Genomic DNA, 14,787 nt, shown 5'->3' on the forward strand with positions numbered 1-14,787 from the left:
GATCGGAGCGGGTCGTGACACCGGTCCGGCCAGGTGGCGGAACGGGACGCGCGAGGATCCGCAGCGGGATCAGGAGAAACAAGGGATAAGGTTCGATCGGCCACCGGATGACCCGGATCCGGGTCGCCCCGCGTCATGTGCGGGCGGGTGGACGATCGGGCGGCGGATGACTCCGACGCCCGATGGGAAAGATTATAGGTGTGCGTCGATGAAGGCCGTCAACTGGGCCTTCGAGACGGCGCCGACCTTGGTGGCGGCGAGTTGACCGTCCTTGAAGATCATCAGCGTCGGGATGCCGCGGATGCCGAAGCGGGCCGGGATCTCGCGATTCTCGTCAACGTTCATCTTGGCGATCTGCAGGCGACCGTCATAGTCCTTGGCGACCTCGTCGAGGACCGGCGCGATCATCTTGCAGGGGCCGCACCATTCGGCCCAGTAGTCCACCAGGACGGGCTTGGCATTCTTGACGACATCGCCGTCGAAGGTCGCGTCGGAAACGTGTTTGATGAGATCGCTGCTCATGGGGCATCCGCAGAGGAAGTCCGCGCGGGATAGCGGACGGAAGCCCGGATTTTTGCACGATCGTGACCGGGCCGTCGGCGCATGGGGCTGTCGCCTGGGTCGTGAACGTGGGCAGGAAACGATCTGGCGCAAATTTAGGCGCTGTTCCAGTCTTGGTCGTTGACGGGTCGGCGGTTGAATCTCGTCATCCGTAGCCAGGAACCGTCGCGCATGCCGCCACCGAACCCCGCCCCACGCGCTTCTGCCGACGCGCCGCCCCGCGCGGCCGCCGCGCTGGCGCGCACCTTCGGGCGATTCGAACTGCGTGAACTCATGGGGCGCAGCTCGCGCAGCATGGCCTGGCTGGCACGCGATCCGCGCGTCCAGCAGGACGTCTGGCTGCTGATCGCCCGTCACCCGATCGACGATCGACACGAGCTCGCCGCCGCCGTCGACAACCTGCGACGCGCCGCGCGGCTGGAGCATCCGCGGCTGCTGCAGTCGGTCGAGAGTGGCGCCCATGGCGGGCGCGCCTACGTCGTCTGCGACAAGCCGCAGGGTGCCGTGACGCTCGCCCAGCACCTCAGCCAGCGCAAGCCCGGCCCGCCGATCGAGACGGTCGGCTGGGCGATCGATGCGCTCGAAGGTCTGGCCTATCTCCACGACGCCGGCTATGCCCACGGCGATGTCGGGCTGCACACGCTCTTCATCGGCCGCAACGGCCGGCTGCAGGTCTGGGGCAGCGGCATGCCCGGCTCGCGGACGGCACCGTCTCCGGACACCACCACCGACGATCCGGAAGACCCGATCGCCACCCGTCGCCATCTGGCCTCCGACCGCGACGTGCTGGCGATCGGCCTGCTGCTCTATGCCTGGATCGCGCATGCCCCTGCGCTCGACGAGCCGGACGTGCCCAGCGCCGTCAACCGTCTTGGCCAGGACATCGTGCGCCTGCCGTGGTCCTTGCCGGCGCCGGTGTCGGACGCCCTGCGCGCCATCATCAACCGGGCCACCGATCGCCACGAGCGCCGCCGCTACCTGGGCGCCCGCAGCCTGGAGCGTGCCCTGTCGGGCTGGCGTCAGGTCGAAGGCTCGGACCGCGGCGGTCCGCTCGCGCTGCTGCTGGACCGCCTGCGCGTCAACGGCCATCTGCCCGCCTTGCCCGGACTGGCCCAGCGCGTGGCGCAGCTCTCGCGCATGGAGACCCGCCGGCTCGACGAGCTGACCGATGTCGTGCTGGAGGACCTCGCGCTGTCCTTCGAGCTGCTGCGCAGCGTCAACTCCGCCAGCATCGGCCTGATGGCCGAAGACGGCGTGACCACCGTGCGCCGCGCCATCCAGCTGATCGGCCTGACCGGCGTGCGCCGCGCGGCATCCACCTTGCGGGCGTGGCCCGGACCGCTGCGCGACGGCGCCGCCGAACGGCTCGAGAAGGCGATGCGCAGGGCCTGCATGGCCGGCCACCTGGCGGAAGTCCTCGTGCCAGCCGGGCTGGACGCCGAAGGTGCCTTGATCGCCGCGCAACTGCAGCACCTCGGCCGGCTGGTGACCTACTACCACTTCCCTGACGAGGCGGTGCAGATCCGCCAGCTGATGCAGCCCAGCCCGCCGCTGCGCGAGGGCGAGCCGCCCGCGCCCGGCCTGACCGAGGACGCCGCCGCGATGGCCGTGCTCGGTGTGGACCTGCAATCGATGGCCAACGCGCTGGCGCGCCACTGGGGCCTGGACGAATCGGTGCAGGAAACGATGCTGCCGCTGCCGACCCACCAGACCGTCGTCGCGCCGCACACCGTCGACGGCTGGCTGCGGCTGGTGTCGAGTTGCGCCAACGAGACGTTGCAGGCCTTCGACGCGCCCGCCGCCGCACAGCCCCGTGCGCTGGCCCAGGTCGCCAACCGCTACGCCCGCGCGCTGGGGGTCAGCGTCGACTCGCTCAAGCAGGCCTACCTCGACGCACGCGACAAGCTCGCACGGCACCTGAAGGTCAAGGCCGCCTGATCCCGGCGGCGGTGGCCGCGTTGCAGCAGATGTCACGTCATGCGATATTTGCTTCAACATGACCTGGCTGATCCTCGCCGCGACGCTCCCGACCTCGCCGTCGGGCTTGCGCGTGCGCGTCTGGCGCCAGCTGCGCGGCCTGGGTTGCGCGACGCTGCGCGAAGGCGTGCAGATCCTGCCGGCCCATGCGCCGAATGCGGCTGCCTTCCGGTCGATCGAGCAGACCATCCGTGACGGCGGCGCCGAAGCCCACCTGCTGGAACTCGATGCCCGTGACGCCGCCCAGGATGCCGCCTTCCGCGCGCTGTTCGACCGCACTGCCGCCTATGCAGAGTTCGGCCAGGCGCTGAAGCTCGCGCGCCAGGAGGTGGCCCGCCAGACCGACGCCGGGCTGCGCCAGACACTGCGACGCCTCGAACAGCAGCTGCAGGCCATCGACGCGATCGACCACTTCCCCGGCCAGCCGGCCACCGATGCCCGCGCCGGCCTCGCGACCCTGCGCGCCGAGATCGAACGCCGCCTGTCCCCGGGCGAGCCGGCCGCCACCGACGGCTTCATTCCGCGCCTCGACATCGAGGCCTGCCAGGGCCGCATCTGGGCGACCCGGGCGCGGCCGTGGGTCGACCGCCTCGCCACCGCGTGGCTGGTGCTGCGATGCATCGACCGCGCGCCGACCTTCCGTTGGCTGGCCGATGTCCGGCGCTGCCCGAAGGCGGCGATCGGCTACGACTTCGACGGCGCGACCTTCACGCATGTGGGCGACCGGGTCACCTTCGAGGTCGTCGCCGCATCGTTCGGCCTGGACGCCGATCCGGCGCTGCGGCGGCTCGGCCAGGTCGTGCATGCCATCGACGTCGGTGGCATCCCGGCCGACGAGGCCGCCGGGCTGGCGACGCTGGTGCGCGGCCTGCAGGCGCAACACGCCGATGACGACGCGCTGCTCGCCGCGGCCGTGCCCTTGTTCGATACCCTGCTGGCCGCATTCCGGGCCCCATCCTGAACGCCTCCCGGCGACCGACATGACCCCTGACCCAGACCGTTCGACACCCCCCGCGCCCGTCAGCTTCGGCCAGGCGCTGCTGTACTGGCTCAAGCTCGGATTCATCAGCTTTGGCGGGCCGGCCGGGCAGATTGCCCTCATGCACGAGGACCTGGTCGAGCGACGCCGCTGGATCTCCGAGAACCGCTACCTGCACGCGCTGAACTACTGCATGCTGCTGCCCGGTCCCGAGGCCCAGCAACTGGCCACCTACATCGGCTGGCTGATGCACCGCACCTGGGGCGGCATCGTGGCCGGCGGGCTGTTCGTGCTGCCGTCGCTGCTGCTGCTGATCGGGCTGTCCTGGATCTACATGGCCTACGGCACGGTGCCGGCGGTGGCCGGCGTGCTCTACGGCATCAAGCCGGCGGTCACCGCGATCGTCGTCTCGGCGGCCTTCCGGATCGGCTCGCGGGCGTTGAAGAACGGCTGGCTGTGGGGCATCGCGGTGGCGGCCTTCGTTGCCATCTTTGCGCTCAGCCTGCCGTTCCCGCTCATCATCCTGGTCGCCGGCCTGATCGGCTACCTTGGCGGCCGTTTCCGGCCGGACCAGTTCGCCGTCGGCGGCGGCCACGGCAAGGCCGGCAAGACGGCCGGCGCCGCGCTGATCGACGACAGCACGCCGACGCCCCCACACGCGCTGTTCACCTGGCCGCGCTTCATCCGCGTGCTGGTGGTCTGCCTGGGCCTGTGGGGCGCCGCCATCGGCGGGCTGACGCTGGCCTTCGGCTGGGACGCCGTGCTGACGCAGATGGCGTGGTTCTTCACCAAGGCCGCGCTGCTGACCTTCGGTGGCGCCTACGCGGTCCTGCCCTATGTCTACCAGGGCGCTGTCGAGCATTTCCAGTGGCTGACCGCGCCGCAGATGATGGACGGCCTCGCGCTGGGCGAGACCACGCCCGGCCCGCTGATCATGGTCGTGTCCTTCGTCGGCTTCGTCGGCGGCTGGACCCGCGCGCTGTTCGGCAGCGACTCGCTCTTCCTGGCCGGCGCGGCAGCCGCCACGGTGGTGACCTTCTTCACTTTCCTGCCGAGCTTCTGCTTCATCCTGCTGGGCGGGCCGTTCATCGAGTCGACCCACGGCAACCTGAAGTTCACCGCACCGCTGACCGGCATCACCGCCGCCGTGGTCGGCGTGATCGTCAACCTGGCCGTGTTCTTCGCCTTCCACGTGCTCTGGCCGCAGGGCCTGTCTGGCCGCTTCGACGTGGTGTCCGCCGCCATCGGCCTCGTTGCGGCCGTCGCGTTGATCCGCTTCAAGATCGGCGTGATCCCGGTCATCGCCGGCAGCGCCGTGGCGGGGCTGGCGTGGAGCCTGTGGTGAGCGCTTCACGCGCCTGAAGGCGCTGCGTCGATCGGAAGGGAGGGTGGGGGGCGCCAGCCTCTGCAGAACCCGGGGTGCGTACCCCGGGGCAGGTCTGGCGATCTTCGAATGAGGGTGACGAGCCTGAACCCCGGCACTGAACAGAATCGGTTAGGGCTGCTTCGTTCCCGACCTGACCCGTTTGGCCGCCTGCCCATGCGGGGAGGCCCGTCACCGACGATTGTAGGCGAGCCGCCGCAGCGACTTCCGCCGGACACGGTTGCGGGGGGTGGACAGGGTCGATCGGCGCGTCGCGTATGCCATGATTCGGCACCCCAAGCGGCATGTTTCCCGACCCGCAGCACCTCGTGCCGGCCTGGCCGGCAGGCCTCAGCAGATGCAAGACGACGACGAAGATCTCGAGAAGCTGGCGGCGATCCGCAAGATCCGGCGCCTGATGGATTTCTGGCAGATCGAACCGGCGGAACTCGCCGGTGTGCCGCTGCCGGCCACGCCGGTCGTGCGCCGCGTGGCGGCGCCGGAAGTGCGTTATCGCCACCCCGTCAGCGGTGACACCTGGGACGGCCGCGGCAGCCAGCCCGACTGGCTGCGCCAGGCCCTGATCCGCGAGGGCTACACGGTCGACGAATTGCGCGTCGCCGCACCGGCCGAGCAGTCGACGGGCGCCGATCCTTCCGCGACCTGAGAGCCCGGCCGGCGCGGCCTCACGCCGCCGTCGACACCGTCATCGCCCGCCGCACCGCCTGCAGCGCCGCGACCTGCTGCGTGATCGGCGCAGGCACCGGCGCGTCGCCGTCCAGCATGCGGCGGATCAGGCTGGCGGTGCTCGCCGCGTCGATCGACGCCGGCAGTTCTGGCAGGTCGACCAGCACCCCGTCCTGCGGCGCCAGATCCAGCTCGGGCCGGCGTTGCCCGTCCAGGTGGACCTGCAGGCGTGGCTGGCGGCGTGCATCGGCCACCGGTTCGCCTTCGGTCCCGCGCATCAGCACCGCGTCGGCGCCGCTGTCGCCCAGGAACTGCGTCAGGCTGACCGCGTATTCGGGATGGGTGTGGTTGACCACCCGCAGCGAACCCGGCACCGCAGGCAGCAGCTTGGCGAGGGTGTGGCCGCTGTTGCGCAAGCCCAGCACGCGGCGGATCGCCAGCAGGCCGGCGAGCGGGCGGTTCAGGGCCTCCAGCGCGATGAAGGCCGGTTGAGCGCCTGACCAGCGCCGCGCCACGCCGTCGGCATCGGTCACGGGCGGCAGGCCGAGCGCCTCGAAGATCGCCGCGCTGGTGACGCGGCCCGGGTCGTCGAGCACGCCATGCACCAGCACCGGCACGCCGGCACGCGCCAGCAGCAAGGCCAGCAGCGGCGTGAAGTTGGGCAGCTTGCGTGCGCCGTTGTAGCTGGGCAGCAGCACCGCCGGGCCGGCTTCGGCACCGGGCTGCGGCAGGCTCATCGAATGAGCCACCGTGGCCTCGATGAAGCCGGCCAGTTCGTCGGCGGTCTCGCCCTTGATGCGCATGGCCAGCGCGAAGCCGCCGAGTTCGAGGTCGCTGACGCGCCCGTCCAGGATCAGCGACATCAGCTCTCGGGCCTGTTCGCGCGTCAGCGGCCGGGCGCCGTCCTTGCCTCGGCCGATGGTGCGCAGGTAGGGGGCAATGCTCATGGTGTCGAGACCGGATGGAGGGGTCGGAAAAGGTCGAGGGCAGCCGATTCTGGCCTTGCCCGGCGGCCATTGGGTTTGCCCGAAAGTTCGAATAGATAAATCCTAAGGAGTTCGCCTTCCCGTGTGCGATATCGTGATGTGCGCGATCCGATCGCGCGCCCCATCCCCCACGCAGGTCACAACGGAGAGAGCAATGAGCACACTCAAGGGATCCAAGACCGAGCAGAACCTGAAGGACGCCTTCGCCGGCGAATCCCAGGCCAATCGTCGCTACCTGTACTTCGCGAACAAGGCCGACATCGAAGGCCAGAACGACGTCGCCGCGCTGTTCCGTTCGACCGCCGAAGGCGAGACCGGCCATGCGCATGGCCACCTCGAATTCCTGGAAGCCGTCGGTGACCCGGCCACCGGCCTGCCGATCGGGTCGAGCCGCCAGAACCTGATGGCCGCCGTGGCCGGCGAGACCCACGAGTACACCGACATGTACCCGGGCATGGCCAAGACGGCCCGCGACGAAGGCTTCGACGAGATCGCCGACTGGTTCGAGACGCTGGCCAAGGCCGAGCGCTCGCATGCCAACCGCTACCAGAAGGCCCTGGACGCGCTGGTCGACTGAACCGGCGTGGTGATGACCGGGGCGAACGTCCCGGTCATCCTTCTGTCCATCCTTCAGGCCCGTGACCCGGGCAGGAGCGACGAGCATGCGCGAAGGCAATCTCGAGGCACCGACCCGGCACCCGCTCGACTGGCTGAGCGCCGACTTCCACGACGAGGCGAAGTGCGAGGCCGAGCTGGAGCGTGTGTTCGACATCTGCCACGGCTGTCGCCGCTGCGTCAGCCTGTGCCAGAGCTTCCCGACGCTGTTCGACCTGGTCGACGCGACCGAGGACGGCGAGGTCCACGGCATTCCCAAGGCCGACTACGGCAAGGTCGTCGAGCAGTGTTACCTGTGCGACCTCTGCTACATGACCAAGTGCCCGTACGTGCCGCCGCACGCGTGGAACCTGGACTTCCCGCACCTGATGCTGCGTGCCAAGGCGATCCGCTTCAAGAAGGGCGAGGTCAGCAAGGCCGACCAGTTTCTCGCCTCGACCGACAAGCACGGCCAGTTCGCCGGCATCCCGGTGGTCGTGCAGGCCGTCAATGCCATCAACGCGACGCCGCTGGCGCGCCAGGCGATGGATCGTTTCCTGGGCGTGCATCCGGACGCCTGGATGCCCGCACTGGCGACCCGCCGCTTCCGCTGGAGCGCGGCCACGAGCCCGTCGAAGACCGTGACGAACGGCGAGCGCACGCCCGGCAAGGTGGCGGTGTTCTCGACCTGCTACGTCAACTACAACGAACCCGGCATCGGCCACGACTTGCTGGCCGTGCTGGCCCACAACGACATCCCCTACGAGCTGGTCGAGAAGGAACGCTGCTGCGGCATGCCCAAGCTCGAGCTGGGCGACCTCGATTCGGTGGCGGCGAGCAAGGAAGCCAACATCCCCGTCCTCGATCGTTATGCCCGCGAGGGCTGGGCGATCCTGTCGGCGGTGCCGTCCTGCACGCTGATGTTCAAGCAGGAACTGCCGCTGATGTTCCCGGGCGACGAGGCGGTCAAGCGGGTCCAGCAGGCGATGTGGGACCCGTTCGAGTACCTGGCGGCGCGCCACCGCGACGGGCTGTTGCGGACCGACTTCAAGCGTGACCTCGGCCGCGTCAGCTACCAGATCCCATGCCACGGCCGGGTCCAGAACATCGGCCGCAAGACCGAGGAAGTCCTCAAGCTGATCGGCCAGACCGTGCGCGTCCAGCTCAACACCGTCGAGCGCTGCTCGGGACACGCGGGCACCTATGGCGTGAAGAAGCCGTATCACACGCTGGCGATGAAGATCGGCAAGCCGGTGTTCAAGGCCATGGGCAAGCTCAATGCCGAGGGCCAGGGGCCCGACTGGATCAGTTCGGACTGCCCCCTCGGCGGCCATCACATCGCCCAGGGACTGGCCGTCAACAACCTGCCCACGGCGCCACTGGCTCATCCGCTGAGCCTGGTGGCGACGGCCTACGGGCTCAAGTGACCCACGACTTTTCGAGGAACCGATACATGACCGTCATCACCCGCGACAGCCTCCTGACGCTGGAGGCCTATGCCCGACAGCGCAAGGCGATGCGCGCCGAGGTGATCGCCCATCGCCAGCGCCGTTCGGTCGTGCTGGGCGAGCACCTGCGGCTGCAGTTCGAGGACGAGACGACGATCCGCTACCAGATCCAGGAGATGCTGCGCATCGAGAAGATCTTCGAGGAGGAGGGCATCCGCTCCGAACTCGAGGCCTATGCGCCGCTGGTGCCCGACGGCAGCAACTGGAAGGCCACGATGCTGCTGGAGTACCCCGACGTGAACGAGCGCCGTCGCGAGCTGGCGCGGCTGATCGGCGTCGAGGACCGTGTCTTCGTCGAGGTCGAGGGCCATGGCCGCGTCCACGCCATCGCCGACGAGGACCTGGACCGCGAGAACGCCGAGAAGACCTCGGCCGTGCATTTCCTGCGCTTCGAGTTCAGCGAGGCCATGCGGGCCGCGATCCGGGCCGGCGCGGGGGTCAAGGTGGGTTGCGACCACGTGAACTACCCCAGCCACGTCAGCCTGTCGCCGGAGACGCTGTCCAGCCTGGCCGGCGACCTGCGCTGAGTCCTGGCGGTCAGTGACCCAGTTCACGCCGCAGGCCCGGTGTGATCCGGGCTTCCGGGGCGCGGGGGTGGCGCTGCCTATCATCGCGAGCCACCTTTCCGCGCGGCTCGCCGCCCCTCGACCATGACCGAACTGCCGCACGAAATCGATGTCGCGACCCTGTCCGATCGCCTGTTGGCGATGCTGGACGTGGCGGGCGTGATGGTGTCGCTGAAGGCGGTCGGAGAAGGCGGCGAGGCGCCGCGCTACCGATGGGCCAATGCGGCCTGGCTGGCCTTCCTCGGTCTGGATGCCGGACAGGTGACCGGCCGTGACGACCTGGCCGTGCTGCCCGCGGCGGATGCGGCGGCCGTGCAGGCCGCCGACCGCCGTGCGCTGGGCGCGCAGGCGGTGGCGCTGGAGCAGCACCGGTTCGAACGCGGCGGCCAGCGAGTCGACATCCAGACCTGGCGCACCGAACTGAGCGGACCGGCCGGCGAGCGGCTGTTGCTGACGATCTGGCGGCTCGACCCGAAGGCGGCGCTGGAGGTCCGTCTCGACCAGGCGCTGCAGCAGATCGAGCGTCAGCAGGCGATGCTCGATCGCCTGCGCGAGGACACCGCCAACGACCGCCCCGACGCGATGTTCCGGCGCGACCATTTCGAGGCCACGCTGCAGCGCGAGGCCGCGCTGTCGCAACGCGAAGGCCGCGAGTTCACGCTGGTGCTGCTGGCGGTCGACCGTCTGGACGAGGTCGTGCAGCGACACGGCGCGGCAGCGGGCGAGCGCATCGCCCAGACCCTGCAGGTGCTGATGCGGGCCAACACGCGGGCGATGGATGCGCTGTCGCAGCTCGGCCCCGAGCGGTTCGCGATCCTGTTCTCCGGCATCGGCCTGGCAACTGCGCATGCCCGCGTCGAACAGCTGCGCAAGGCGTGCGCCGCCGAGGTGCTGGTGCAGGACGGGCAGTCCTACGGCTTCGAGATCTCGGCTGGCGTCGCCAGCTTTCCGCACAGCGCGGCAAGCCTGGATGCGCTGAGCCAGGCGGCCATCCGTGCCCTCAACGAGGCGCGCCAGCGTGGCGGCAACCGGGTCTTGCCGGCCACCATCTCGCTGGCGGTCACCCGCGGTGCGTCTGCACCGCCGTCGACCTGAGTCGGCTCAGAGCACCGCCCGGCTGGCCATGTAGGCGGCCAGCAGGTAGAGCACGGCGACGAACGCCTTCTTGAGCTGCGCGACGTCCATCGCGTGCGCGGCCCTCGCGCCGAGCGGCGCGGTCAGCACGCTGGCGCAGGCGATCACCGCCAGGCCCGGCAACCACAGGTAGCCGAAGGCGCCCGGCACCTCCGTCGGCATGTTCCAGCCGCCGATGACGTAGCCCAGCGTGTTGGCCAGCGCGATCGGGAAACCCAGCGCCGCCGAGGTCGCGACCGCGTTGTGCATGGCCACGTTGCACCAGGCCATGAACGGCACCGAGATGAAGCCGCCGCCCGCGCCGACGAGGCCCGAGACGAAGCCGATCAGCCCGCCCGCACCGAGGCTGCCGGCCGTGCCGGGCATCTGGCGTGACGGCGCCGGTTTCTTGTTGCGCAGCATCTGCGTGGCCGAGAACGCGACGAACACGGCGAACACGGCCGCCAGCGCCTGGCCCTTCAGGGCCGCGAAGGCGCCGGCACCGGCGATCAGCCCGCCAGCGACGATGCCGGGCGCCAGCGTGCGCACGATGTCCCAGCGCACGGCGCCGCGACGGTGGTGGGCCCGCACGCTGGAGATCGACGTGAACAGGATGGTCGCCATCGACGTGGCGATGGCCATCTTCACCGACAGGCCGGACGCGACGCCCCGATGCGACAGGATCAGCGTGGTGAACGGCACCATCAGCATGCCGCCGCCGATGCCCAGCAGGCCGGCGAGGAATCCGGTGCCGACGCCCAGCGCCAGCAGTTCGAGGATGAGCAGGGGATCGAGGTTCATGGGGCAGCTGGGTCCAGCACCGACAGCACCGCCTGCCACTGCGCCGCCGTCACCGGCGTGATCGACAGCCGGTTGCCACGCTGCAGCACCTGCAGGTCGGCCAGGCTGGCTGTGGCGCGCATCTCGGCCAGGCCGAGCAGGCGGGTCTTGCGCACGAAGCGCACGTCGACGTTCAGCCAGCGCGGTGCGGCCGGATCGGACTTGGGATCGAAGTAGGGGCTGGCCGGATCGAACTGCGTCGCGTCCGGGTAGGCCGTGCTCGCCACCTCGGCCAGACCGGCGATGCCGGGCTGCGGGCAGGACGAGTGATAGAACAGGACGCCGTCGCCGATGCGCATCGCGTCGCGCATGAAGTTGCGGGCCTGGTAGTTGCGCACCCCGGTCCAGGGCAGGCACTGGCTCATCGCATGAGCCAGGGTGTCGATCGAGGCCTCGTCGGGCTCGCTCTTCATCAGCCAGTAGGAGCGTTCCATCGGGGCATTCGGGAGAGGGTGTCCACCGCGAACCAAAGGTCGCATTCCTGAACCCAGGGGGATTCAGGTGGGCAAGGTCAACCAGGCATCGGGTTCATCTGACGCGAGACGATCACGCCAGCCTGGTGATGTTCCAAGCCCTGGCTCGCGAGAGCATCGGTTCAAGGAAATATAAAACCTTCGCGGACGCGGCGGACGAGTCCATTCTAGAACCCAGCCGGGCCGCCATGCGGCCCAAGACCTTCAAAGCAGCTGGCCGTCGTGACCGAGTGCGGCATCGACACGCCGAACCAGCGCGTCGACGTCGATGTGGCCGGCGGCCGGTGCCGCAGCGGCGACGGCGGCTGGCGCCGGTGCGGGCGTGCGGGCCTGTTCGGCCAGCGCGTAGGCGAGGTTCAGGGCGGCCAGCACGGCGATGCGTTCGCGCGCCTTGACGCGTCCGGCGTCGCGGATGCCGCACATCTCGCGGTCGACGCTGCTGACGGCCTCCAGCAGTTCGGTCTCGTGGCCTTCGGGGCAGGCCAGCACGTAGGTCTGACCCATGATGCTGACTTCGATCTGCTTCATGCGTCGCTCCCGCTGGCCTGGGTGGCGTCGTGTTCGTTGGCGGGCAGGCGCTCGATCAGCGCGTCGATGCGGTGACGGGCGGCGGCGAGGCGGGAGCGCAGGTTGTCGCGTTCGGCGAGCACCGTCGCGAGCTGCTGCTCGAGCAGCGAATTGGTGCGCTTGAGCTCGTCGTGTCGCAGCAGCAGGCGGTCGACGCGGTCGGCCAGGTCTTCGAGGGTGGACATGCGCAGTGGGGTTGCAGCGCTCACGCAACGACTGCGTGAACCGAGCCTGTGAATTGTAGGGGTGGCGACCGTGGCGTCCGGGCCGTGCGAGCCGTCAGCAAGGCGTCGGACACGCACGGATACACTCGCGGCCGTTGGTGCTCGGGCCCTCCTCAAGGGGCCCGGTTAAACGGGAAGCAGGAAGGCGACGCCCATCGGGAAGAGCCCAACCTGCGCTGCCCCCGCAACGGTAAGCGGACGGTCGAGGCCATGTGCCCAGACCCGCTTCTGCGTTCAGCCACTGGTGCCGCCACACGGCGCCGGGAAGGTCGCAGAGGTTGTTCCGTCAGCCCGGATACCGGCCAACAGGGGGCGGACGCGCGATGAGCGTCTCCGCCATGTGGTGCAGGCCTGCGGGGACGCTGGCGTGCACGTCTGTTCCGTGGTGTTTCCCATGTCCCTCTCGTTCCGCAACGCCCGTCGACCGGCGGCGTCCCTCCTGTCCTGCACGGCCGCGCTCTGCGCGTCGGGCGCCGCGATGGCCCAGTCCGATCTCGGCCTCCGGCTGGCGATGGCCGACAGCCTGCCGCAGGTCGTCATCAGCGGCACCCGCTTCGCCGACAAGGCCGACAGCCAGCCGATCGGCATCAGCGTCATCAGCGCCGAGCAGATCCGCAACGGCGGCTACACGACCATCAACGAGGCCGTGATGCGCCAGCTCGGCGTGCCGGGCCGGCTCGACCTCAACGGCGGCGGCGAATACGCGCTCGACCTGCGCGGCTTCGGCAGCACGTCCGACAGCAACATGGTGATCGTCGTCGACGGCATCCGCATCAGCGAGGGCGACACCGGCGGCACCCGGCTGGCCGGCATCCCGATCGAGACGGTCGAACGCATCGAGGTCCTGCGCGGCAGCAACGCCGTGCTGTACGGCGAAGGCGCGACCGGCGGCGTGATCGTCGTGACGACCAAGGCCGGCAAGGGCGTGGCCCGCCGCGACAACGGCCAGGTCTACGTGGCCGGCGGCAACCAGGGTCGACGCGAGCTGCGCGGCTCGGCCACGCTCAACGCGGGCGACTTCAGCTTCGACCTGGCGGCGCAGCGTCGCCTCAACGACGGCCATCGCGACAACTTCGCCTCGGGCGTCGGCGGCGCCTCGCTGACCGCGCAGTGGCAGGACGGCGAGGGCCTGCGCGTGGTGGCCCGCCATGCCGAGGACACCGTCTCGACCGGCCTGCCCGGCGCGCTGTCGGCAGCCCAGTACGCCAGCGATCCGAGCCAGGCCTTCAGCCTGACCGACCACGGCCGCATCGACGGCCGCCGCAACACGCTGACCGCCGAGCTGCGGGCCGGTGCCTGGGAGTTCGCCGCCGATGTCGGGCAGCGCAGCAAGACGCTGCGCAGCATCAACTTCGGCTCGGCCTTCGACTACGACGTCACCGCCCGCATGGCGGCGCTGCGGGCGCGCCACAGCGGCCAGATCGCCGGCCTGGCGAACCAGTTCCGCATCGGTGTCGACCACAACCGCTGGAGCCGCGACGTGCTGCCGCAGGGCGATCCGGACCAGCAGCGCAACCGCGCCGTCTACGTCAAGGATGACCTCACGCTGCCGGGCGGCACGCTGCTGTCGGCCGGGCTGCGGCGCGAATCGGCCGTCAAGGACGCGCAGAGCTTCGGCGTCGGCCGGGCCGAGGACCGCGTGACGGCCTGGGACGCCGGCGTGGTCCAGCCCGTCGGCAGCCAGGCCCAGGTCTACGGCCGCATCGGCAAGAGCTTCCGCCTGCCCAATGTCGACGAGCTGGGCAGCACGCCGCTGCGCACCCAGACCTCGCGCGACCTCGAGGCTGGCGCGCGCTGGCGCATCGAGACGACCCGGCTGGAGGCGCGGGTCTACCGCAGCCGCCTGACCGACGAGATCGGCTTCGACCCGGCCTCCGGCCTGTTCGGCGCGAACGTCAACTACGACCCGACCCGCCGCAGCGGCGTCGAGTTCGAGGGCCGCCACGACCTGAGCGCCACCGTCGAGCTGCGCGCGGCCGCCGCGCTGCGCCGCTCGCGCTTCGACAGCGGCGTCAACGCCGGCAAGGACGTGCCGCTGGCGCCGCGCGAAAGCGGTCTGGTCGGCGTCAACTGGCAGTTCCTGCCGCAGCACCACCTGGGCGCCGACGTGGTCTACGCCGGCCAGCAGTTCCCGACGCTGACCAACGACTGCCGCATGGCCTCGGCGACCACGCTGGATGCGCGTTACGCGTGGCGCCAGCCGACCTGGGAGCTGGCGCTGTCGGTGACCAACGTGGGCGACCGCAAGTACACGACCCAGGCCTTCCGCTGCGATGCGGGCGAGGTGTCGGCGATCTACCCCGAGCCCGGCCGGGCCGTGGTGGCGTCTGCCCGCTTCAACTTCTGACG

Annotated in this window: 15 protein-coding genes, 1 other RNA gene and 1 riboswitch; of the genes, 9 read left to right on the top strand and 7 right to left on the bottom strand. The window is 70.1% G+C overall.

Annotation, left to right across the window (positions count from 1 at the left end; genetic code table 11):
* Positions 1-192 precede the first annotated feature (192 nt).
* Entirely contained in the window at positions 193-522 is a 330-nt protein-coding gene (gene trxA / locus ACWA7K_RS05750) for a thioredoxin TrxA (RefSeq protein ID WP_456166529.1), read from the bottom strand.
* Between the two features lie 210 nt (positions 523-732).
* Between trxA and ACWA7K_RS05755 the strand changes: the two genes are divergently transcribed.
* Genes ACWA7K_RS05755 through chrA form a run of 3 tightly spaced genes read left to right on the top strand, consistent with a single transcriptional unit; the run spans position 733 to position 4,862 of the window.
* Positions 733-2,499, top strand: a complete 1,767-nt coding sequence (locus ACWA7K_RS05755; RefSeq protein ID WP_456166531.1) for an HDOD domain-containing protein — start codon at positions 733-735, stop codon at positions 2,497-2,499.
* A gap of 58 nt (positions 2,500-2,557) precedes the next feature.
* Entirely contained in the window at positions 2,558-3,499 is a 942-nt protein-coding gene (locus tag ACWA7K_RS05760; protein ID WP_456166533.1) for a chromate resistance protein ChrB domain-containing protein, read from the top strand.
* Positions 3,500-3,518: 19 nt separating this feature from the next.
* A complete protein-coding gene (gene chrA, locus ACWA7K_RS05765) occupies positions 3,519-4,862 on the top strand; it encodes a chromate efflux transporter (protein ID WP_456166535.1) in 1,344 nt (447 codons plus the stop codon).
* A gap of 113 nt (positions 4,863-4,975) precedes the next feature.
* Here the strand turns inward: chrA and ffs are convergent.
* Positions 4,976-5,074, bottom strand: an RNA gene (ffs, locus tag ACWA7K_RS05770) — signal recognition particle sRNA small type.
* A gap of 164 nt (positions 5,075-5,238) precedes the next feature.
* Here ffs and ACWA7K_RS05775 point away from each other — a divergent pair.
* Positions 5,239-5,547, top strand: a complete 309-nt coding sequence (locus ACWA7K_RS05775; protein ID WP_456166537.1) for an H-NS histone family protein — start codon at positions 5,239-5,241, stop codon at positions 5,545-5,547.
* A gap of 19 nt (positions 5,548-5,566) precedes the next feature.
* On the opposite strand, the gene ybiB is transcribed toward ACWA7K_RS05775, so the two are convergent.
* A complete protein-coding gene (gene ybiB, locus ACWA7K_RS05780; RefSeq protein ID WP_456166539.1) occupies positions 5,567-6,514 on the bottom strand; it encodes a DNA-binding protein YbiB in 948 nt (315 codons plus the stop codon).
* A 193-nt stretch (positions 6,515-6,707) separates the two neighbouring features.
* On the opposite strand from ybiB, the gene ACWA7K_RS05785 reads away from it, so the two are divergent.
* From ACWA7K_RS05785 to ACWA7K_RS05800, 4 genes are all read left to right on the top strand, one after another.
* Positions 6,708-7,130, top strand: a complete 423-nt coding sequence (locus tag ACWA7K_RS05785; RefSeq protein WP_130480261.1) for a rubrerythrin family protein — start codon at positions 6,708-6,710, stop codon at positions 7,128-7,130.
* A gap of 85 nt (positions 7,131-7,215) precedes the next feature.
* Complete coding sequence (locus ACWA7K_RS05790) at positions 7,216-8,574, top strand: (Fe-S)-binding protein (protein ID WP_456166541.1); 1,359 nt, start codon at positions 7,216-7,218, stop codon at positions 8,572-8,574.
* A 26-nt stretch (positions 8,575-8,600) separates the two neighbouring features.
* Positions 8,601-9,182 carry a DUF3501 family protein gene (locus ACWA7K_RS05795; protein ID WP_456166543.1) on the top strand — a complete coding sequence of 194 codons (582 nt, stop codon included), beginning with the start codon at positions 8,601-8,603 and terminating at the stop codon, positions 9,180-9,182.
* Positions 9,183-9,305: 123 nt separating this feature from the next.
* Entirely contained in the window at positions 9,306-10,316 is a 1,011-nt protein-coding gene (locus ACWA7K_RS05800; RefSeq protein ID WP_456166545.1) for a GGDEF domain-containing protein, read from the top strand.
* Positions 10,317-10,322: 6 nt separating this feature from the next.
* Here ACWA7K_RS05800 and ACWA7K_RS05805 read toward each other — a convergent pair whose 3' ends face one another.
* The 4 genes from ACWA7K_RS05805 to ACWA7K_RS05820 form a co-directional block, all read right to left on the bottom strand.
* A complete protein-coding gene (locus ACWA7K_RS05805; RefSeq protein ID WP_456166547.1) occupies positions 10,323-11,135 on the bottom strand; it encodes a sulfite exporter TauE/SafE family protein in 813 nt (270 codons plus the stop codon).
* On the bottom strand, positions 11,132-11,608 hold the full coding sequence (locus ACWA7K_RS05810; RefSeq protein ID WP_456166549.1) for an EVE domain-containing protein: 477 nt from the start codon (positions 11,606-11,608) through the stop codon (positions 11,132-11,134). The genes ACWA7K_RS05805 and ACWA7K_RS05810 overlap by 4 nt, the downstream gene beginning before the upstream one ends.
* A 243-nt stretch (positions 11,609-11,851) precedes the next feature.
* On the bottom strand, positions 11,852-12,175 hold the full coding sequence (locus ACWA7K_RS05815; RefSeq protein WP_456166551.1) for a cell division protein ZapA: 324 nt from the start codon (positions 12,173-12,175) through the stop codon (positions 11,852-11,854).
* Complete coding sequence (locus ACWA7K_RS05820) at positions 12,172-12,399, bottom strand: DUF904 domain-containing protein (RefSeq protein WP_456166553.1); 228 nt, start codon at positions 12,397-12,399, stop codon at positions 12,172-12,174. The genes ACWA7K_RS05815 and ACWA7K_RS05820 overlap by 4 nt, the downstream gene beginning before the upstream one ends.
* A 118-nt stretch (positions 12,400-12,517) precedes the next feature.
* Positions 12,518-12,759: riboswitch (cobalamin riboswitch) on the top strand.
* 73 nt (positions 12,760-12,832) lie between these two features.
* Between ACWA7K_RS05820 and ACWA7K_RS05825 the strand changes: the two genes are divergently transcribed.
* Positions 12,833-14,785: a TonB-dependent receptor gene (locus ACWA7K_RS05825; protein ID WP_456166555.1), complete on the top strand. Its 1,953-nt coding sequence runs from the start codon at positions 12,833-12,835 to the stop codon at positions 14,783-14,785.
* Positions 14,786-14,787 lie beyond the last annotated feature (2 nt).

It is taken from the genome of Leptothrix mechoopdaensis (SeqCode), from assembly GCF_053893855.1.

What these genes read in the sequence shown, in the direction of transcription:
- ACWA7K_RS05755 (WP_456166531.1), top strand. Translation starts at nt 733, where the DNA reads ATGCCGCCACCGAACCCCGCCCCACGCGCTTCTGCCGACGCGCCGCCC.
- ybiB (WP_456166539.1), bottom strand. Translation starts at nt 6,514, where the DNA reads ATGAGCATTGCCCCCTACCTGCGCACCATCGGCCGAGGCAAGGACGGC.
- ACWA7K_RS05810 (WP_456166549.1), bottom strand. Translation starts at nt 11,608, where the DNA reads ATGGAACGCTCCTACTGGCTGATGAAGAGCGAGCCCGACGAGGCCTCG.
- ACWA7K_RS05825 (WP_456166555.1), top strand. Translation starts at nt 12,833, where the DNA reads ATGTCCCTCTCGTTCCGCAACGCCCGTCGACCGGCGGCGTCCCTCCTG.
- ACWA7K_RS05795 (WP_456166543.1), top strand. Translation starts at nt 8,601, where the DNA reads ATGACCGTCATCACCCGCGACAGCCTCCTGACGCTGGAGGCCTATGCC.
- ACWA7K_RS05760 (WP_456166533.1), top strand. Translation starts at nt 2,558, where the DNA reads ATGACCTGGCTGATCCTCGCCGCGACGCTCCCGACCTCGCCGTCGGGC.
- trxA (WP_456166529.1), bottom strand. Translation starts at nt 522, where the DNA reads ATGAGCAGCGATCTCATCAAACACGTTTCCGACGCGACCTTCGACGGC.
- ACWA7K_RS05785 (WP_130480261.1), top strand. Translation starts at nt 6,708, where the DNA reads ATGAGCACACTCAAGGGATCCAAGACCGAGCAGAACCTGAAGGACGCC.
- chrA (WP_456166535.1), top strand. Translation starts at nt 3,519, where the DNA reads ATGACCCCTGACCCAGACCGTTCGACACCCCCCGCGCCCGTCAGCTTC.
- ACWA7K_RS05815 (WP_456166551.1), bottom strand. Translation starts at nt 12,175, where the DNA reads ATGAAGCAGATCGAAGTCAGCATCATGGGTCAGACCTACGTGCTGGCC.
- ACWA7K_RS05805 (WP_456166547.1), bottom strand. Translation starts at nt 11,135, where the DNA reads ATGAACCTCGATCCCCTGCTCATCCTCGAACTGCTGGCGCTGGGCGTC.
- ACWA7K_RS05800 (WP_456166545.1), top strand. Translation starts at nt 9,306, where the DNA reads ATGACCGAACTGCCGCACGAAATCGATGTCGCGACCCTGTCCGATCGC.
- ACWA7K_RS05820 (WP_456166553.1), bottom strand. Translation starts at nt 12,399, where the DNA reads ATGTCCACCCTCGAAGACCTGGCCGACCGCGTCGACCGCCTGCTGCTG.
- ACWA7K_RS05790 (WP_456166541.1), top strand. Translation starts at nt 7,216, where the DNA reads ATGCGCGAAGGCAATCTCGAGGCACCGACCCGGCACCCGCTCGACTGG.
- ACWA7K_RS05775 (WP_456166537.1), top strand. Translation starts at nt 5,239, where the DNA reads ATGCAAGACGACGACGAAGATCTCGAGAAGCTGGCGGCGATCCGCAAG.